The 17880-nt window shown below is 56.9% G+C and carries 18 protein-coding genes; 9 read left to right on the forward strand and 9 right to left on the reverse strand.

Annotated elements, in window-relative coordinates:
* Positions 1–24: 24 nt before the first annotated feature.
* The gene (locus AAIE02_RS07935; protein ID WP_166992131.1) at positions 25–1644 is read right to left on the reverse strand and encodes an ABC transporter substrate-binding protein; all 1620 of its coding nucleotides are present in this window, start codon (positions 1642–1644) and stop codon (positions 25–27) included.
* Positions 1645–1812: 168 nt separating this feature from the next.
* On the opposite strand from AAIE02_RS07935, the gene mpaA reads away from it, so the two are divergent.
* Positions 1813–2520 (forward strand): murein tripeptide amidase MpaA, encoded by a 708-nt coding sequence (gene mpaA, locus AAIE02_RS07940; RefSeq protein WP_008461364.1) that lies wholly within the window; start codon positions 1813–1815, stop codon positions 2518–2520.
* Between the two features lie 3 nt (positions 2521–2523).
* Here the strand turns inward: mpaA and ycjG are convergent, their stop codons facing one another.
* Positions 2524–3489: an L-Ala-D/L-Glu epimerase gene (ycjG, locus tag AAIE02_RS07945; protein WP_166992956.1), complete on the reverse strand. Its 966-nt coding sequence runs from the start codon at positions 3487–3489 to the stop codon at positions 2524–2526.
* Positions 3490–3627: 138 nt separating this feature from the next.
* On the opposite strand from ycjG, the gene tpx reads away from it, so the two are divergent.
* The gene (tpx, locus tag AAIE02_RS07950) at positions 3628–4134 is read left to right on the forward strand and encodes a thiol peroxidase (protein WP_008461361.1); all 507 of its coding nucleotides are present in this window, start codon (positions 3628–3630) and stop codon (positions 4132–4134) included.
* Between the two features lie 51 nt (positions 4135–4185).
* On the opposite strand, the gene tyrR is transcribed toward tpx, so the two are convergent.
* The 7 genes from tyrR to pspA all read right to left on the reverse strand — a co-directional run bounded on the left by tyrR (position 4186) and on the right by pspA (position 10220).
* Positions 4186–5748 (reverse strand): transcriptional regulator TyrR, encoded by a 1563-nt coding sequence (tyrR, locus tag AAIE02_RS07955; RefSeq protein WP_008461360.1) that lies wholly within the window; start codon positions 5746–5748, stop codon positions 4186–4188.
* A 226-nt stretch (positions 5749–5974) separates the two neighbouring features.
* A complete protein-coding gene (locus AAIE02_RS07960; protein ID WP_498532327.1) occupies positions 5975–7042 on the reverse strand; it encodes a TIGR01620 family protein in 1068 nt (355 codons plus the stop codon).
* A complete protein-coding gene (locus AAIE02_RS07965; RefSeq protein WP_008461358.1) occupies positions 7039–8436 on the reverse strand; it encodes a YcjX family GTP-binding protein in 1398 nt (465 codons plus the stop codon). The genes AAIE02_RS07960 and AAIE02_RS07965 overlap by 4 nt, the downstream gene beginning before the upstream one ends.
* Before the next feature lie 112 nt (positions 8437–8548).
* On the reverse strand, positions 8549–8779 hold the full coding sequence (pspD, locus tag AAIE02_RS07970; RefSeq protein ID WP_008461357.1) for a phage shock protein PspD: 231 nt from the start codon (positions 8777–8779) through the stop codon (positions 8549–8551).
* Between the two features lie 127 nt (positions 8780–8906).
* Positions 8907–9266 carry an envelope stress response membrane protein PspC gene (gene pspC / locus AAIE02_RS07975; protein ID WP_039303566.1) on the reverse strand — a complete coding sequence of 120 codons (360 nt, stop codon included), beginning with the start codon at positions 9264–9266 and terminating at the stop codon, positions 8907–8909.
* Positions 9266–9490, reverse strand: a complete 225-nt coding sequence (gene pspB / locus AAIE02_RS07980) for an envelope stress response membrane protein PspB (protein ID WP_008461355.1) — start codon at positions 9488–9490, stop codon at positions 9266–9268. The genes pspC and pspB overlap by 1 nt, the downstream gene beginning before the upstream one ends.
* 61 nt (positions 9491–9551) lie before the next feature.
* Positions 9552–10220 carry a phage shock protein PspA gene (gene pspA / locus AAIE02_RS07985; protein ID WP_498532328.1) on the reverse strand — a complete coding sequence of 223 codons (669 nt, stop codon included), beginning with the start codon at positions 10218–10220 and terminating at the stop codon, positions 9552–9554.
* Between the two features lie 172 nt (positions 10221–10392).
* Here pspA and pspF point away from each other — a divergent pair, with 172 nt between their 5' ends.
* From pspF to fabI, 7 genes are all read left to right on the forward strand, one after another.
* Positions 10393–11391 (forward strand): phage shock protein operon transcriptional activator, encoded by a 999-nt coding sequence (gene pspF / locus AAIE02_RS07990; RefSeq protein WP_336707278.1) that lies wholly within the window; start codon positions 10393–10395, stop codon positions 11389–11391.
* A 114-nt stretch (positions 11392–11505) separates the two neighbouring features.
* On the forward strand, positions 11506–13143 hold the full coding sequence (gene sapA / locus AAIE02_RS07995; protein ID WP_498532329.1) for an ABC transporter substrate-binding protein SapA: 1638 nt from the start codon (positions 11506–11508) through the stop codon (positions 13141–13143).
* Positions 13143–14108 carry a putrescine export ABC transporter permease SapB gene (gene sapB / locus AAIE02_RS08000; RefSeq protein ID WP_166992116.1) on the forward strand — a complete coding sequence of 322 codons (966 nt, stop codon included), beginning with the start codon at positions 13143–13145 and terminating at the stop codon, positions 14106–14108. The genes sapA and sapB overlap by 1 nt, the downstream gene beginning before the upstream one ends.
* Positions 14095–14985 (forward strand): putrescine export ABC transporter permease SapC, encoded by an 891-nt coding sequence (gene sapC, locus AAIE02_RS08005; RefSeq protein ID WP_008461347.1) that lies wholly within the window; start codon positions 14095–14097, stop codon positions 14983–14985. Before sapB ends, sapC begins: the two co-directional genes overlap by 14 nt.
* Positions 14985–15977 (forward strand): putrescine export ABC transporter ATP-binding protein SapD, encoded by a 993-nt coding sequence (sapD, locus tag AAIE02_RS08010; RefSeq protein WP_008461346.1) that lies wholly within the window; start codon positions 14985–14987, stop codon positions 15975–15977. The genes sapC and sapD overlap by 1 nt, the downstream gene beginning before the upstream one ends.
* A complete protein-coding gene (sapF, locus tag AAIE02_RS08015; protein ID WP_008461344.1) occupies positions 15977–16783 on the forward strand; it encodes a putrescine export ABC transporter ATP-binding protein SapF in 807 nt (268 codons plus the stop codon). The genes sapD and sapF overlap by 1 nt, the downstream gene beginning before the upstream one ends.
* A 276-nt stretch (positions 16784–17059) precedes the next feature.
* A complete protein-coding gene (fabI, locus tag AAIE02_RS08020) occupies positions 17060–17851 on the forward strand; it encodes an enoyl-ACP reductase FabI (protein WP_039294025.1) in 792 nt (263 codons plus the stop codon).
* The last annotated feature ends 29 nt before the right edge of the window (positions 17852–17880 follow it).

Here is a 17880-nt window from a genome sequence, read left to right on the forward strand (position 1 = left end):
TTTCTGGCTAAACTTTAGCCATACTTAGTGTTTGATAATATACATCGTGCGGCTGTAGGCCACGTCTTCCGGGTTGTTGATCGGGTAGCCCTTCAGCCACGGTTTGATCAGGCGACCGTTGGTGTACTGGTAGATTGGCGCGATAGGCGCTTTTTCCTGAATGATTTTTTCGGCGGCGTTGTAATCCGCATTCCGCGCTTTGTCGGTAGTTTCCTGCGCGGCCTGGGACAGCAGCTTGTCGTATTCCGGGGAATTGAAGCGTGAAATATTCCCGCTGTGGGTGGACGTTAGCAGCGACAGGAAAGTAGAAGGTTCATTGTAATCCCCGACCCATGACGCACGAATGACGTCGAAATTGCCGGTGTTGCGGCTATCGATGTAGGTTTTCCACTCCTGATTTTGCAGCTTCACGTCAACGCCCAGATTTTTCTTCCACATCGACGCAACGGCAATCGCTATCTTCTGGTGGTTTTCAGAAGTGTTGTACAGCAGCGTCAGTTTAAGCGGTTTGGCATCGCCATAGCCGGCGGCACGCAGCAGCATTTTCGCCTGGGCGTTCAGCTCCTGCTGGCTCATGTCTTCGAACGGAGAGCGGTCTGGCTTAAAGCCCGCGGTAACGTCAGGCGTAAAGCGCCAGGCCGGTTTCTCTCCCGTGCCCAACACTTTTTCAGCCATCAGGCGGCGGTCGATGGTCATACTCAGGGCGAGACGAACGCGAGCATCCGCCGTCGGTCCTTTTTGCGTGTTAAACGCATAATAATAAGTGCCAAGCTGCGGCGGCGTGTAAACCTGCCCCGGAATGTCCTTCAGCAGTTTCTGATAGAGATTTTTCGGGAAAGATTCGGTGATGTCGATATCGCCGGCCAGGTAACGCTTGGTGGCCGCCGACTCCTGGTTAATAGGAATAAAGGTCACTTTGGTCAGCACCGTTTTCCCGTTGTCCCAGTAATTTTTATTCGGCACAACAACCAGCTTCTCGTTCACTACGCGGTCCTGCAGCGTAAATGCGCCGTTGCCCACGAGATTGCCGGGTTTCGTCCATTCATTACCCAATTTTTCAACAACCGCTTTAGGCGTGGGATAGAAGGCAAAGTTTGCCGCCAGGCTTGGGAAGAACGGTACGGGTTTATCAAGCTGTACGCGAAGCGTTTTAGCATCTACGGCGGTAACGCCGAGCTTATCAGCCGGCATTTTCCCGTCGATAATGGCCTGGGCGTTGGTGATACCCGCCAGCGCGGCAAACCAGGCAAACGAAGAGGTATTTTTAGGGTCAACCAGCCGCTGCCAACTGTAAACAAAATCCTGCGCGGTGACAGGCGTTCCATCGGACCAGCGGGCGTTGTCGCGAAGCGTAAACGTCCAGATGCGGTTGTCGTTGCTTTGCCATTTGGTGGCAACACCTGGCACCAGTTCACCCTTTTCGTTTTGGTTAACCAGGCCTTCAAATAAATCGCGAATAACCTGAATTTCCGGCAGACCAACCGCTTTGATTGGGTCCAGGCTCGCAGGTTCATCTTTAATATGTCTGACTAACTCCTGACTGCTCGCCAGCTTCGTTCCCGCAGGAACATCCGCCGCCCAGGCGCTTTGCAGCATGGCGGCCACGGCCAACGCACAACAGCTAAAACTGAGGCTTTTTTTCATCGCTTTCCTTCCGTGTTTTTGCATTCAGGAGATTGGTGTAAGTTACTGTAGCGTAATTTATTCTTTTGATTCCAGGAAAAAGCTCACATCTGCGGATTAAGGTGAGTTTTCCCTAAAACATTGCTATTAATGACGTTAATAGCCGCTTTATTCAGTGAGAGGAATATCATGCCCACGACCCGCCCTCGCCCCCAGCGCGGCCACCTGCCGCCGGGCTGTGAACGCTACGGCAAATCGGTACTAGGTGCGCCGTTGCTCTATTTCCCCGCCACTCAAACGGAAGAACGCAGCGGGCTTATCATTGCCGGTACTCACGGGGATGAAAACGCCGCGATGGTGGCGCTTTCCTGCGCCTTAAGAACGCTTGAGCCGCAGTTCAGGCGGCACCACGTGGTGCTGGCGGTTAACCCGGACGGCTGCCAGCTTGGCCTGCGCGCCAACGCGCACGGCGTCGATTTGAACCGCAACTTCCCGGCGGCCAACTGGAAAGCTGGCGATACCGTTTACCGTTGGAACAGTAGCGCGGACAAGCGTGACGTGGTGCTTTCTACCGGGCAAACGCCGGGCTCCGAACCAGAAACCACCGCGTTGTGCCAGCTTATTCATCAGCTGCAGCCCGCCTGGGTAGTCTCTTTTCACGATCCGCTGGGCTGTATTGAAGATCCGCACAGCTCGGCGCTGGGGCACTGGCTGGCTGAAGCCTTTGCGCTCCCGCTGGTGACCAGCGTTGGCTACGAAACGCCGGGGTCGTTCGGCAGTTGGTGTGCCGATTTAGGCCTGCCGTGCATTACGGCTGAATTCCCACCGATTTCAGCCGATGAGGCCAGCGAGCGCTACCTGCGGGCGATGACTGACCTTTTGCACTGGCACAGGTAAGCATTAGGGATAAAGTTTTCCCGTTTCAAAATGCAGCGAGGGCTCCACGTCGACGGCAAGCCAGGTGGGGCCATCGAGATCGGCAAAGCGCACCTTAGCCGCCAGCGGTAAAGCGGCGGCAATGGCGCGAGATGTGCAGAGCATACAGCCGAGCATGACATCAAAACCCTGTTCTCGCGCGGCCTGAGCCAGCAATAATGCCTCAGTTAAGCCCCCGGTTTTATCGAGCTTAACGTTCACCATGTCGTAGCGCCCGGCAAGCGCTGGCAGGCTACTACGGGTGTGGCAGCTTTCGTCGGCGCAAATCGGCAATGGGTGAATGAAATTCGCCAGCGCATCATCATCCCCCGCCGGCAGCGGCTGTTCCAGCATCGCCACGTTGAGATCGGCCAGCAGCTGGCAGCGGGCGGCCAGGCCATCACTCCGCCAGGACTCGTTGGCATCCACAATCAAAATGGCTTCCGGCACCGCCGCCCTGATAGCCACCATCCGTTCGGTGATGAGGCGATCGTCCAGTTTCACCTTGAGCAGTCGGGCGCCCTTCTGCCAAAGCAAAGCCGCTGAGGCAGCCATTTGTTCCGGGGCGGCAATCGTAACGGTTTGCGCCGTGGTCACCATTTCCGGCAATTCGACGGCGTTCAGGGCCGATATCGTGGTGTGTTTCTGGCGGGCTTCCAGGTCCCAAAGCGCGCTGTCAATGGCGTTCCGCGCCGCCCCTGGCGGAAGAGCCTGCTGTAATTCAGCGCGCGTCATGCCGCGCTCAAGCTGTGAAAGTACCGTGGTGACCTGGGCCAGCACCGAAGCATCGCTTTCGCCATAGCGTGGATACGGCGTGCATTCGCCGACGCCTTTTATGCCGCCTTGTTCGATTTCCACCACCACAACAACCGCCTCGCTGCGGGTTCCACGCGAGATTACAAATGGCGTATGGAGCGGCCAGGCTTCCTGGTAAACTTTCACTGTTCTCATCATCAGTCTCCCTTGGGGTTATCGCCTGAGTATAGCGAGCCCGCGCTTTTGCATGTACTTTCAGTTTTTTATGTTCATCACGGATTTCCTGGAATACACTGTTCCCGGCGTTAATTTTATGTAAAAGGAAGATTAAACATGTCACAAACCGTTCATTTCCAGGGCAACCCGGTCAAGGTTGCAGGTCAGATCCCACAGAAAGGCAGCAAAGCCGCCGCCTTCTCTCTGGTCGCGAAAGATCTTTCTGACGTTGCGCTGAGCCAGTTTGCCGGCAAACGTAAAGTGCTGAATATTTTCCCAAGCATCGACACCGGCGTGTGTGCCGCGTCCGTGCGCAAATTCAACCAGCTGGCTACCGAGCTGGATAACACCGTTGTGCTGTGTATTTCTGCCGACCTGCCGTTCGCTCAGTCCCGTTTCTGCGGCGCTGAAGGCCTGAACAACGTTGTCACCCTTTCCACCCTGCGTAACCCTGAGTTCCAGCAGACTTACGGCGTCAGCATTGCCGAAGGCGCGCTGAAAGGCCTGACCGCACGTGCGGTAGTGGTTATCAATGAAAACGATGAAGTGATCTTCAGCGAGCTGGTGAATGAAATCACCACCGAGCCGGATTACGCTGCGGCACTGGACGTGCTGAAGGCTTAAGCCTCAGACCTGTATGAAAAGAAAACCCCGGGTTTCCGGGGTTTTTTGTTTTTACTCTTCGCCCTTCTTCTGGCTCAGTCCGTACTCACGCAGCTTGTTGGCGATCGCGGTATGGGAAACACCCAGCCGTTTTGCCAGCTTACGCGTACTTGGATAACTGCGGTACAGCTGTGTTAACACGGAACGCTCAAAACGGCTGGTAATATCGTCCAGCGAGCCTTCCATCGCCTCTTCCCCCACGGCCAAGCTGGCCGAGTCGAAGTCCGGCAACAGGATGTCCTGAGGGCGCAGCTCGTAGCCTTCCAACTGAGTCAGCGCGCGGTAAATGGCGTTTTTCAGCTGACGCACGTTACCCGGCCAGCCGTAGCGGGTCAGCACGCTGCTTAAATCGTGAGACAGCTTAGGCCGCGGTACGCCCTGCTCGTCGGCAAAGCGCGCCACAAACAGCTCCGTCAGCGGCATGATGTCCTGCGGGCGATCGCGCAGCGGCGGCAGGTTCAGGGTCAGGACGTTGAGGCGATAATAGAGATCCTCGCGGAACTCGCCTTTCTGCACCAGCTCCACCAGATTTTTTTGTGTCGCGCAAATCACGCGGACATCAACATGCACCTCATGCTCTTCGCCGACGCGACGGAACGTGCCGTCGTTCAGGAAGCGCAGCAGTTTGGTCTGCATACGCGGCGACATTTCACCGATTTCGTCCAGCAGCACAGAGCCACCGTTGGCCTGCTCAAAGAAGCCTTTTTTCCCTTCGACGGCGTTGGCATAAGCCCCGGCCGCGTGACCAAACAGTTCGCTTTCGATCACGTCGTCAGGAATAGAGCCGCAGTTCAGCGCCAGATAAGGTTTTTGCGCTCGCGGGCTGCTCAGGTGGCAGGCATTGGCCAGAAGATCTTTGCCCGTACCGGTATCGCCCACAATCAGCAACGGGGCATTCAACAGCGACAGTTTGCGCGCCTGCTCAACCACATGACGCATTTTCTGGCTGACGGCGACAATCTGGTCAAAGGCGCTGAAATCGCTGCTGGAGAGGTTTTGCAGCTGGCGCCCCATGCGCACGGTAGAGCGCAGCATCACCACCGCGCCCACCAGCAGCGGCTGATTATCTTCGCCATCGAGATGAACCGGGGTGATCTCCAGCAGGAAGTTTTGCCCGTGGATCACAACATGTTCGGTGTGGGAGTCGTGTGGTTCGCTCTCCAGCCAGCGGGTAAAGTTAAACCCGCTGATCAACGTGCCCGCATTATGGTTACGCAGACGATCTTCGCTCTGCCCGAACAGCGCGCAGCTTGCCGGGTTGGCCAGTTCAACTTTGCTGCGCATATCCAGCGACAGCACCGGCTCCGGCAGCGCCTCAAGTAGCGCACTCAGGGCGCGATGTTCACGCTCGGAAGGCATCCACGGTACTTTACGCACGTCGGTAACGTCTGGGATGCGGCGAATTTCCGCCATCAGGCTGCTGAAAGATTCAAAATCAAGGGAGGAAAAATTGAGGTAAATACGCCCGATCGGGTCAATTTCGATACCGCGCAAATCAATACCGCGCAGCACTAACAGATCGAGCAGTTCACGAGTGAGACCAAGGCGGTCCTGACAAAAGACTTCCAGACGCATGCAGGTGACCTTATGTTACGGAAAACGGCCTATACGACCTTCAGCCGGGCTGAAGGACCTCATAGAGTTGCAGGGATAATAACGCAGTTAGCCGTTGGCAAGAAGATGCCTGTCATGAAATGTTGACACTAAAAGACAAACCACTGGTCAACAAGCACGAAATTTATACGTGTGCTGTAAACAACAAAGGGCAGCCGAAGCTGCCCTCCAGGTCAATGATACAAATTCAGTTGGTAGGTTTGTTTTTCCCGGAGGCCAGCGTCTCTTTCAGCTGAACCAGAAGCTGTTTGCGGAAATCCCCCAGCCGGGGCTTGTCATCCTCCAGCCACGGCAGCGGGCGGCAGAGCTCCATCGCCTTAATGCCCAGGCGGGCAGTTAACAGCCCGGCCCCAATCCCCTGCGCTGCGCGAGCCGAAAGTCTGGCGGCAATGTCCTGCGACATCCAGTCCATGCCGACTTCACGCACCAGCTCGCTCGCCCCGGCGAAAGCAATATTCAGCAGCACCAGGCGGAACAGGCGAATACGGCTGAAATAGCCCAGTTCGATACCGTACAGCGTGGCGATGCGGTTGATCAGGCGCAGGTTACGCCAGGCAATAAAAGCCATATCCACCAGCGCCAGCGGGCTGACGGCGATCATCAGCGTGGATTCGGCAGCAGAACGGCTGATTTCACGCCGGGCCTGAGCGTCCAGTACCGGCTGAACAAGCTGGGCATAAAGCGCCACGACTTCCCGGTCGTTGTGGGTTTCATGGATCGAGGCATACCAGCGCTGCAGCGCCGGATGGCCTTTATCCAGCCCGGCCTGGCTGGCCAGTTTTTCGCAGAACGCCCGCCCTCTGCCCGTGCTGTGACTGGCGAGCAGTTCTCGCGCCTCGTCACGCTCTTCGGCACGCTGGCGCAAACGCCACAACCTCCGCCATTCGCTGGCAATCGAGCCGACGCCAGCCGCGACGATAAGCCCCCCGGCAACGCCGCCGCCAAGCGCGATCCAGTCCTGAGTCACAAAAGCGTTGTGGGTCCACTGTACGCCCTGGGCCACAACGCTGACGCCAAACAGCGCCAGTCCGGCTGTCACCATTTTGCGCCACAGGCTGCGTTTCGGTCTTAAAGCAGCTTCAATAACAGCCTCGGCCTGCCCTTCTTCGTCGGCAAGCGTTTCAACGCTGGTGGTGACCGGGGTAAACTTTTGCGCTTCCGGTTCACTAAACGCGTGTGCCGCTTTCCAGTCCTGCTCTTTTTCCGCCTCCAGCGGCTGCGCAAAATCGATGCGCGGTTTAATAGGATCGCTCATCGCAATTTATCTCCAATTAAGAATTCCAGCGCCGCGTCCAGCCTGATGTGCGGCAGCGGACGGTCAACGTCCATCACCTGCGGCCGGAACTGTTCGAACTGAAAGCCCTGATTTTGCCAGAAAGCATTGCCGGGCAGGCGCGAAGGCACCTCCCCCGGATACACCGTCAGCGGCGCACCGTCGTTCAGGCGATTGCCGCGCAGCGCCGGGATTTGCTCCCCCTGCACGTCTACGATGCCGCTTTGCGTTGCCTGCACGGAGGCCAGCCCCATGCAGTCCATGCTGATGCCTTCGAAAGCCGCGTTTTGCCAGGCGTCCTGCACCAGCTGTTGCAGGAGAGAAACCATGTTAGCGTGCTGGTCTACCGTGACATGGTCGGCTTTGGTGGCGGCAAACAGCAGCTTATCGATCACCGGGGAAAACAGGCGACGGAACAGCGTGCGCTGCCCGTAGTGGAAGCTTTGCATCAGCTGGGTTAACGCCAGGCGCATATCGTTGAACGCCTGGGGCCCGCTGTTGAGCGGCTGCAGGCAATCCACCAGCACAATCTGTCTGTCGAAGCGCAGGAAGTGATTCTTATAGAACCCTTTCACCACCTTTTCACAGTAGTAATCAAAACGCGCGCGCAGCATGCCGATGTTGCTGCCCTTATCCGCCTGGGCCAGCTTCGACTCACCAAAAGCATCCACATCCGGCCATGGGAAAAACTGCAGCGCGGGCGCGCCCGCCATATCTCCGGGCAGGACAAAGCGCCCCGGCTGAATAAAATGCAGCCCTTCTTTCTTGCAGCGCAGCAGGTAGTCAGTCCACGCTTCGGCAACCGCCGCCAGGCGGTTTTCATCGGCGGGAGCGAGAGGATCTAAACCCTCGCAAAGGTGACGCCATTCCGCCGACCACTCGGCACGCTGGCCCTGCAGCAGGCCTGTCATCTGGCGCGACCAGCTCAGGTAATCCTGCGCCAGCATGGGCAGGTCAAGCAGCCACTCCCCCGGATAATCAACAATCTCCAGGTAAAGCGTGGACGTGTCTTTGAAGTGGCGCAGCAGCGAATCGTTGGAGCGGTAGCGTAACGCAAGGCGCATTTCGCTTACGCCACGAGTCGGCGTCGGCCAGGCCGGTGGCGTGCCGAAAAGCTGCGCCATGCCTTCATCATAGGTGAAACGCTGAATGCCCAGATCGCGCTGCGGCACGCGCTTAACGCCGAGCAAACGCTCTTCACGAGCGGCGCTAAGCATTGGCAGCCGTGCGCCGGTGTGAATGCCCAGCAACTGGTTGACCATCGCGGTGATAAATGCGGTTTTACCGCTGCGGCTCAGCCCGGTTACCGCGAGGCGTAAATGACGATCAACGCCCCGGTTTACCAGGGCGTTAAATTCGTTTTTGAGTCGGTTCATAAGCGTCCTGATTGCCTTCCGCTGCAGAAAATACCTTTATTGATAATATCAAATGGGGCTGATTACCAAGAATCAAAACGTTAAGCGGAAGATTTCGCCGCCGCGAGGAGGGTTATTTTGCCATGCGGCGATCGTAACGGTCAGAGACGTTGCGCAGGATGCGGGTCAGTAACGGCTCCAGCACCACGGCCAGTATCATTTTCAGCGGGCGGCGGGCTACCGATTTGATCGCCCACGCCGCAAAACCCGCCGGGCCGAACCGCAGCGCGGCAAGTAAAGCAAGCTTCCCGGCAAGTTTCAGGCCTGGTTTAGCTTTCTGGCTGACGGAATGGAATGTAGTCATTGTCTCTCCAAAAGCGGTTAATTGCGGTGGGTGGTTAGCATTGAGCCTGGGCGCCATCACCCCGGGCCTCTCCCCCAGGAGAGGGAGAAAACCTGTTTATTCCCTCTCCCTCAGGGAGAGGGTTGTTTTACAGCTGGCGAAAACGGCTGCGCAGCGTGAAAGTGTCAGACGTAATGTAACGCTCCATCGAGCGTAAACGTTGCTCACCGGCGGCCAGTTCCGCATCCACCGCGTTCAGCAGATCGCGGTTGGTCGGTTGCGTATCTTTTTCATCTGCGCCGTAGGGCATCGGGTCCAGCACAAATGTCATCACGATGTAGGCCACCAGCACAAAGAACGACAGGCCAAAGAATATCGATAAAATTGCAATGGCGCGGACCAGTTTGACCGGCACATCAAGGTATTGCGCAATACCCGCGCAAACTCCTTTTACCATCCCCTTCTCAGGGATACGCCACAGCTTACGACCGGAAAATGAATTCACCATTAGTTGTTTCTCCAGTTCGGGTGTTCGGCATCAAGGATCTGTTCCAGAGACTGAATGCGCTCCCGCATCTGTCGCGCCTCATCGGTCAACTGGGCAAGCCGCTGCTGCTCACTCTGTGAAAGCTGCCCTGCATCAGGACGATTGCTGTAGTGAAGCCACAGCCAAATCGGCGCCACGAACAGCACAAAAATGGTCAGCGGGATAGCAAGAAAAAGCGCAGTCATGTGTACTCCTTACGGGTCAGGCTTGAGTCGCGATGCGCCGGGCGCATCGCGGCCTGGATTATTATTGACGATCCTGGTTCATTTTTGCTTTCAGCGCAGCTATCTGGGCGCTGATTTCATCATCGGCTTTTAGCTCGGCAAACTGCGCGTCCAGAGACTTCTGTTTGCCAAAGGCGTGGCTTTCCGCCTCGGATTCCATCTGGTCGATGCGGCGCTCGAAAGATTCGAACCGGGCCATCGCTTCATCCAGTTTACCGCTATCCAACTGGCGGCGAACATCGCGTGAAGAAGAAGCAGCCTGATGACGCAGGGTCAGCGCCTGCTGGCGAGCGCGAGTTTCGCTCAGCTTATTTTCCAGCTCGCCGATTTCTTTCTTCATGCGCGCCAGAGTTTCATCCACGTGCACAACTTCATTTTCCAGCGTGACGATCAGGTCGGTCAGCTTCTGTTTTTCAATCAGCGCGGCACGCGCCAGATCTTCTTTCTCTTTACGCAGCGCCAGCTCGGCTTTTTCCTGCCATTCGGCCTGCTGCACGGTAGCTTGTTCCACACGGCGGCTCAGCTGTTTCTTTTCGGCCAGCGCGCGGGCTGAAGTGGAACGCACTTCTACCAGCGTGTCTTCCATTTCCTGAATCATCAGGCGCACCAGCTTCTGCGGATCTTCCGCTTTCTCCAGCAGGGAGTTGATGTTCGCATTCACGATGTCGGCAAAACGAGAAAAAATACCCATAATTCAATCCTCTTAGTCATTATCTCAGGTGCCAGGCACTCTGCTCTGACAGGATATTGCAGCATCCGTGCCAACTTTTTACTTCATTGATTAATAAGAATTAATGTAAATTTGACGATCCCATGAAAGCCGCTATAGTGGTTAAATTAACTAACTATTAGGGAATTTAACCATGCCTGAAAACAAGGACAGCCTCATTGGAGAAGCTAATAGCTTTCTGGAGGTCATGGAACAAGTTTCCCGCCTGGCCCCGCTGAATAAACCGGTGCTGGTCATCGGCGAACGCGGCACCGGGAAGGAACTCATCGCCAACCGCCTGCATTTCCTCTCCCAGCGCTGGCAGGGGCCTTTTATCTCCCTCAACTGTGCGGCACTGAACGAAAACCTGCTCGACAGCGAGCTGTTTGGCCACGAAGCCGGCGCGTTTACCGGCGCGCAGAAGCGCCATCAGGGTCGTTTTGAACGAGCTGAAGGCGGCACGCTGTTTCTTGATGAGCTGGCCACGGCCCCAATGCTGGTGCAGGAGAAGCTGTTGCGGGTGGTGGAATACGGCGAACTTGAGCGCGTGGGCGGCAGCCAGCCGCTACAGGTGAATACTCGCCTGGTCTGCGCCACCAATGCCGATTTGCCGGAGCTGGCCGAACAAGGGAAATTCCGTGCCGATTTGCTCGACAGGCTAGCGTTTGACGTGGTGATGCTCCCGCCCCTGCGCGAGCGGCGATCGGATATCCTGCTGCTGGCCGATCACTTTGCGATTCAAATGTGCCGGGAACTTAATTTGCCGCTGTTCCCCGGTTTTACCGAAAGGGCCTGCGAGACGCTGCTTAACTATGGCTGGCCGGGCAATATCCGCGAGCTGAAAAACGTGGTCGAGCGTTCGGTGTACCGCCACGGCTCAAGCGATGAAGCGCTGGACAACATTATCCTTAACCCTTTCACTCATAAACCTGCCCCGCTCCATCAGGCCAGACAAGAGGCTCCGGCGCACCTGCCCGGCCTGCCGCTCGATCTGCGAAGCTGGCAAAACGAACAGGAGAAAAATCTGCTGGAACAAAGCCTGAAGCAGGCAACTTTTAACCAGCGCCGGGCTGCAGAACTGCTGGGCGTGAGTTATCATCAGCTACGAGCGATGCTGAAAAAACACCAATTAAGCAGCCTGACGCCGGACTGAGCGGCGTTTTTTTCATCGTCCTGCGCAGAAAATTGCCGATCGTCACCAGTAATTTTGGGGAGAAGGCAAGAGTGCGATACACTTTGCCCATCACTTGAGATAACTCAAAAACTTATGCGCGGAATGCTCTCCTCCCTGTTACTGGGTTTATGCTGCCTGAGCGGCGCGGCGCGTGCCGCTGCGCCCGCTGAAAAACCGGCAGATATTCGCCGCAGTGGCTTTGTTTATTGCGTCAACGGGCAGGTCAACACCTTTAACCCGCAAATGACCAGCGGCGGCCTGACCGTCGACACGCTGGCGGCGCAGCTTTATGACCGCCTGCTGGACGTTGACCCTTATACCTATCGCCTGGTGCCTGAACTGGCGGAAAGCTGGGAAGTGCTGGATAACGGCGCGACTTACCGTTTCCACCTGCGCCACAATGTCCAGTTCCAGACTACCGCCTGGTTTAACCCCACCCGCGCGCTAAACGCCGATGATGTGGTGTTTACCTTTGAGCGTATCTTCGACCGCAACCATCCGTGGCATAACGTTAACGGCGGCAGCTACCCCTATTTCGACAGTCTCCAGTTCCCGGAAACGGTGAAAAGCGTTCGCAAGCTGGATGACAATACCGTTGAATTCCGCCTCAATAAGCCGGACGCCTCCTTCCTCTGGCATTTAGCTACGCATTACGCGTCGGTGATGTCCGCCGAATACGCCGCGCAGTTGACCAAAGCTGACCACCAGGAATTGATGGACAGGCAGCCGGTCGGCACCGGACCTTTCCTGCTCAGCGAATACCGCGCCGGGCAGTACATTCGCCTGGCGCGCAACCAGCACTTCTGGCGCGGCGTACCGCTGATGCCGCAGGTGGTGGTCGATCTGGGTTCCGGCGGCACCGGCCGTCTTTCAAAACTGCTCACCGGCGAATGCGACGTGCTGGCCTGGCCTGCGGCAAGTCAGTTGACTATTCTGCGTGACGATCCGCGTCTGCGCCTGACGCTGCGCCCGGGCATGAATATCGCGTACCTGGCGTTTAACACCAACAAACCGCCGCTGAATAACCCGGCCGTTCGCCACGCGCTGTCCCTTGCCATTAATAATCAGCGCCTGATGCAGTCTATTTATTACGGCACGGCAGAAACGGCCGCATCCATTTTGCCTCGCGCCTCCTGGGCCTACGATAACGACGCAAAAATTACCGAATACAACCCGGCGAAAGCCCGTGAGCAGTTACAGGCCCTGGGCGTGGATAAACTGGAACTCCGCCTGTGGGTGCCGACCAGCTCCCAGGCCTGGAACCCAAGCCCACTCAAAACCGCCGAGCTGATTCAGGCGGATATGGCACAGATTGGCGTGAAGGTGATTATCGTGCCGATGGAGGGCCGCTTCCAGGAAGCCAGACTGATGGACATGAACCACGATCTGACGCTTGCCGGCTGGGCAACGGACAGTAACGACCCGGACAGCTTCTTCCGCCCGATGCTGAGCTGCGCGGCCATCGGCTCGCAAACTAACTATGCCCGCTGGTGTAACCCGCATTTCGACAGCGTGCTGCAAAAAGCGCTCTCTTCCCAGCAGCTTTCCGCCCGTATTGAAGCCTACAACGAAGCGCAGGATATTCTTTCCGCAGAGCTGCCGGTGCTGCCGCTGGCCTCTTCGTTAAGGCTGCAGGCCTACCGCTACGACATGAAAGGCCTGGTGCTCAGCCCCTTCGGCAACGCCTCGTTTGCAGGCGTGTCCAGGGAAAATGAAGAGGCGAAAAAATAATGATCATTTTCACGCTAAGGCGATTATTGCTGCTGCTGATCACTCTGCTGTTTCTGGCAGTGGTCGGCTTTAGCCTCAACTATTTTACGCCCCACGCACCGCTGCAGGGGGCTTCGCTGTGGAACGCCTGGGTGTTCTGGTTTGAGAGCCTGCTGCACTGGGATTTTGGCGTTTCCAGCATCAACGGCCAGTCGATTAACGAGCAATTACGCGACGTGTTCCCGGCCACCATGGAACTGTGCATTCTGGCCTTCGGCCTGGCGCTGCTGATTGGTATTCCGGTGGGGATGCTGGCGGGCATCATGCGCAATAAGTGGCAGGACAGGCTAATCAGCGCCCTGGCGCTGGTCGGTTTTTCGATTCCGGTGTTCTGGCTGGCGCTGCTGCTGACGCTGTTCTTCTCGCTGACGCTGGGCTGGTTCCCGGTTTCAGGGCGTTTTGACCTGCTTTATGAGGTTAAGTCCGTCACCGGCTTTGCGCTGGTGGATGCGTGGCTCTCGGACTCGCCTTATCGCAGCGAAATGATCGTCAGCGCCCTGCGCCACATGGTGCTGCCGGTCGCCGCCCTGGCCGTCGCCCCGACCACCGAAGTGATTCGCCTGATGCGCATCAGTACCATCGAGGTGTTCGATCAGAACTACGTCAAAGCCGCCGCCACGCGCGGGCTTTCCCGCTTCACTATTTTGCATCGCCACGTGCTGCACAACGCGCTGCCGCCGGTGATCCCTCGCCTGGGCCTGCAGTTTTCAACCATGCTGACGCTGGCGATGATCACCGAAGTGGTCTTTAGCTGGCCCGGCCTGGGCCGCTGGCTGATTAACGCCATTCGCCAGCAGGATTACATGGCGATTTCCGCCGGGGTGATGGTGATTGGCTCGCTGGTGATTGTTGTTAACGTGATTTCCGATATTTTGGGCGCTATGGCCAACCCACTGAAGCATAAGGAATGGTATGCCTTACGATAGCGTCTACCGCGAAAAGCGACCGCCAAGCACGCTGCGTCTGACGTGGCGTAAATTCTATGGCGATACCACGGCGATGATTGGCCTCTACGGCTGCGGCGGCCTGGCTATTCTGTGCCTGTTTGGCGGTCTTTTTGCCCCGTATCAAATTGACCAACAGTTTCTGGGCTATCAGCTTTTGCCGCCGTCATGGTCCCGCTATGGGGAAGTTTCGTTCTTCCTCGGTACCGACGATCTTGGCCGTGACGTGCTAAGCCGCCTGCTGAGCGGCGCAGCTCCGACGGTGGGCGGCGCATTTGTCGTCACGCTTGCGGCAACAATCTGCGGCATCGTGCTCGGCGTGATAGCGGGGTCGACCCACGGTCTGCGCTCCGCGGTGCTGAACCACATTCTCGATACACTGCTATCGATTCCTTCCCTGCTGCTGGCGATTATTGTAGTCGCCTTTGCTGGCCCCCATCTCAGCCATGCGATGTTTGCCGTCTGGCTGGCGCTGCTGCCGCGAATGGTACGTTCGGTCTACAGCGCGGTGCACGATGAACTGGAGAAAGAATACGTGGTCGCCGCCCGTCTGGATGGCGCTTCCACGCTAAATATTCTCTGGTTTGCCGTCATGCCCAATATCACCGCCACGCTGGTAACAGAAATCACACGAGCGCTGTCTATGGCGATTCTGGACATTGCCGCACTCGGTTTTCTCGATCTTGGCGCGCAGCTCCCTTCCCCGGAATGGGGTGCAATGCTCGGTGATGCGCTGGAGCTGATTTACGTTGCGCCCTGGACGGTGATGCTGCCGGGGGCGGCCATCATGATAAGCGTCCTGCTGGTTAACCTGCTTGGCGACGGCCTGCGCCGCGCGATTAACGCGGGGGTGCAATAATGCCGTTACTTGATATCCGCAATCTGACCATCGAATTTATGACCTCCGAAGGTTGGGTAAAAGCCGTCGATCGCGTGAGCATGACGCTGGGCGAAGGGGAAATTCGCGGCCTGGTCGGCGAATCCGGCTCAGGGAAAAGTCTCATCGCGAAAGCTATCTGTGGCGTCACCAAAGATAACTGGCGGGTTACCGCCGACCGTATGCGCTTTGACGATATCGACCTGCTGCGGCTCTCGCCGCGTGAGCGCCGCCGCCTGGTGGGACACAACGTGTCGATGATTTTCCAGGAGCCACAGTCCTGCCTGGATCCGTCGGAAAGAATTGGCCGTCAGTTGACCCAAAATATTCCCGGCTGGACTTATAAAGGCCGCTGGTGGCAACGCTTTGGCTGGCGCAAGCGCCGCGCCATCGAACTGCTGCACCGCGTGGGGATTAAAGATCACAGAGACGCCATGAGCAGCTATCCGTACGAGCTGACTGAAGGCGAATGCCAGAAGGTGATGATCGCCATCGCGCTGGCAAACCAGCCTCGCCTGCTGATTGCGGATGAGCCCACCAACGCCATGGAGCCGACCACGCAGTCGCAGATCTTCCGTCTGTTAACGCGGCTCAATCAGAACAACAACACCACCATTCTGCTGATTAGTCACGACCTGCAGATGCTGAGCCAGTGGGCGGATAAAATTAACGTGATGTACTGCGGGCAAACCGTGGAAAGCGCGACGAGCGAAGAGTTGGTTGCCACGCCACACCACCCGTATACTCAGGCGCTGATCCGCGCGATCCCTGACTTTGGTAGCCCGATGCCGCACAAGAGCCGGTTAAACACCATGCCGGGCGCGATTCCGCTGCTGGAGCAATTGCCGCTGGGCTGCCGTCTGGGGCCACGCTGCCCTTATGCCCAGCGCAAATGCATTGAAGCACCAAGGCTTGAAGGGGCGAAAAATCACCTTTACGCCTGTCATTTCCCGCTGAATATGGAGAGTCAGTAATGGTCGAAACGCTGCTGGAAGTCCGCAATTTAAGTAAGACGTTTCGCTACCGTACAGGTTTGTTTCACCGCCAGCACGTCGAAGCGGTGAAGCCGCTCAACTTTACGCTGCGCGAGAAGCAGACGCTGGCGATTATCGGGGAGAATGGCTCGGGTAAATCTACGCTGGCAAAAATGCTGGCGGGGATGATTGAGCCGACCACCGGCGAGTTAGTGATTGACGATCACCCTCTCCACTTCGGCGATTACTCCTGGCGCAGCCAGCGGATCCGCATGATATTCCAGGATCCCAGTACTTCCCTGAACCCACGCCAGCGCATCTCGCAGATTCTGGACTTCCCGCTGCGGTTGAATACCGAGCTGGAGCCAGAGCTGCGGCAAAAACGCATTCTGGACACCTTACGCATGGTCGGTCTGCTGCCGGACCACGCCAGCTATTACCCGCATATGCTGGCTCCGGGGCAAAAACAGCGTCTGGGCCTGGCCCGCGCGTTGATCCTCCGGCCCAAGGTCATTATCGCCGATGAAGCGCTGGCCTCGCTGGATATGTCCATGCGCTCGCAGCTGATTAACCTGATGCTTGAACTGCAGGAAAAACAAGGCATTTCTTATATTTACGTGACCCAGCACATTGGCATGATGAAGCACATCAGCGACCAGGTGATGGTGATGCACGAAGGCGAAGTGGTGGAGCGCGGCAGCACGGCCGACGTGCTCGCCTCCCCGCTGCATGAATTGACTAAACGGCTGATTAACAGCCACTTCGGCGAGGCCTTAACCGCTGACGCCTGGCGTAGGGATCGTTAATTTAGACTACTTCGCCACGATCATTCTACCCCAACTTCCACTAGATAATTTGAGTTGCGGGTAGGCGGCAAGGGAGCAGTTTTCAGGAGCTTACTGAAGTAAGTGGCTGAGAAATGGGCGTGCAGCCAACATCCCTGCGGCTCAAATTATGACGTGGAAAAGTGGTCGGATTAACGCTTACGCGGGAGTCATGTTAGAATCGCCCGGTCTTAACGTCGGCCTGCCTGTTTTTTCACCTGCTGGCCGCAACAACAATGACTATTAAGGATTAAAGCTATGGGTTTTCTTACCGGTAAACGCATTCTGATCACTGGCGTCGCCAGTAAACTCTCCATTGCCTACGGTATTGCACAGGCGATGCACCGCGAAGGCGCCGAGCTGGCATTCACCTACCAGAACGAGAAGCTGAAAGGCCGTGTGGAAGGTTTTGCTGCCGAGCTGGGTTCAAGCATCGTGCTGCCTTGCGATGTGGCTGAAGATGAGAGCATCGAAGCGCTGTTTACCGAACTGGCGAAAAGCTGGCCGAAATTTGACGGTTTCGTTCACTCCATCGGCTTCGCCCCTGGCGATCAGCTGGATGGCGACTACGTGAACGCCGTTACCCGTGAAGGCTTTAAAATTGCCCACGACATCAGCGCATACAGCTTCGTTGCCATGGCGAAAGTTTGCCGTGAAATGCTGAACCCAGGTTCCGCCCTGCTGACCCTGTCCTACCTGGGCGCAGAGCGTGCAATCCCTAACTACAACGTTATGGGCCTGGCCAAAGCGTCTCTGGAAGCTAACGTTCGCTACATGGCTAATGCCATGGGTCCAGAAGGCGTGCGCGTGAACGCCATCTCCGCTGGCCCAATCCGTACTCTGGCCGCTTCCGGCATCAAAGACTTCCGTAAAATGCTGGCCCACTGTGAAGCCGTTACCCCGATTCGTCGCACCGTAACCATTGAAGACGTGGGTAACTCCGCAGCCTTCCTGTGTTCTGACCTGTCTGCCGGTATCTCCGGGGAAGTGGTTCACGTTGACGGCGGCTTCAGCATCGCAGCCATGAACGAGCTGGAACTGAAAGACTAATTTCTGTTCCTGAGCGAAGCGGGCTGCGG

This window comes from Cedecea sp. Ae19-4, assembly GCF_059801165.1.

Excerpts from the sequence above, each read along its gene's own strand:
- AAIE02_RS07935 (WP_166992131.1), bottom strand. The coding sequence starts at position 1,644 with ATGAAAAAAAGCCTCAGTTTTAGCTGTTGTGCGTTGGCCGTGGCCGCC.
- mpaA (WP_008461364.1), top strand. The coding sequence starts at position 1,813 with ATGCCCACGACCCGCCCTCGCCCCCAGCGCGGCCACCTGCCGCCGGGC.
- ycjG (WP_166992956.1), bottom strand. The coding sequence starts at position 3,489 with ATGAGAACAGTGAAAGTTTACCAGGAAGCCTGGCCGCTCCATACGCCA.
- tpx (WP_008461361.1), top strand. The coding sequence starts at position 3,628 with ATGTCACAAACCGTTCATTTCCAGGGCAACCCGGTCAAGGTTGCAGGT.
- tyrR (WP_008461360.1), bottom strand. The coding sequence starts at position 5,748 with ATGCGTCTGGAAGTCTTTTGTCAGGACCGCCTTGGTCTCACTCGTGAA.
- AAIE02_RS07960 (WP_498532327.1), bottom strand. The coding sequence starts at position 7,042 with ATGAGCGATCCTATTAAACCGCGCATCGATTTTGCGCAGCCGCTGGAG.
- AAIE02_RS07965 (WP_008461358.1), bottom strand. The coding sequence starts at position 8,436 with ATGAACCGACTCAAAAACGAATTTAACGCCCTGGTAAACCGGGGCGTT.
- pspD (WP_008461357.1), bottom strand. The coding sequence starts at position 8,779 with ATGACTACATTCCATTCCGTCAGCCAGAAAGCTAAACCAGGCCTGAAA.
- pspC (WP_039303566.1), bottom strand. The coding sequence starts at position 9,266 with ATGGTGAATTCATTTTCCGGTCGTAAGCTGTGGCGTATCCCTGAGAAG.
- pspB (WP_008461355.1), bottom strand. The coding sequence starts at position 9,490 with ATGACTGCGCTTTTTCTTGCTATCCCGCTGACCATTTTTGTGCTGTTC.
- pspA (WP_498532328.1), bottom strand. The coding sequence starts at position 10,220 with ATGGGTATTTTTTCTCGTTTTGCCGACATCGTGAATGCGAACATCAAC.
- pspF (WP_336707278.1), top strand. The coding sequence starts at position 10,393 with ATGCCTGAAAACAAGGACAGCCTCATTGGAGAAGCTAATAGCTTTCTG.
- sapA (WP_498532329.1), top strand. The coding sequence starts at position 11,506 with ATGCGCGGAATGCTCTCCTCCCTGTTACTGGGTTTATGCTGCCTGAGC.
- sapB (WP_166992116.1), top strand. The coding sequence starts at position 13,143 with ATGATCATTTTCACGCTAAGGCGATTATTGCTGCTGCTGATCACTCTG.
- sapC (WP_008461347.1), top strand. The coding sequence starts at position 14,095 with ATGCCTTACGATAGCGTCTACCGCGAAAAGCGACCGCCAAGCACGCTG.
- sapD (WP_008461346.1), top strand. The coding sequence starts at position 14,985 with ATGCCGTTACTTGATATCCGCAATCTGACCATCGAATTTATGACCTCC.
- sapF (WP_008461344.1), top strand. The coding sequence starts at position 15,977 with ATGGTCGAAACGCTGCTGGAAGTCCGCAATTTAAGTAAGACGTTTCGC.
- fabI (WP_039294025.1), top strand. The coding sequence starts at position 17,060 with ATGGGTTTTCTTACCGGTAAACGCATTCTGATCACTGGCGTCGCCAGT.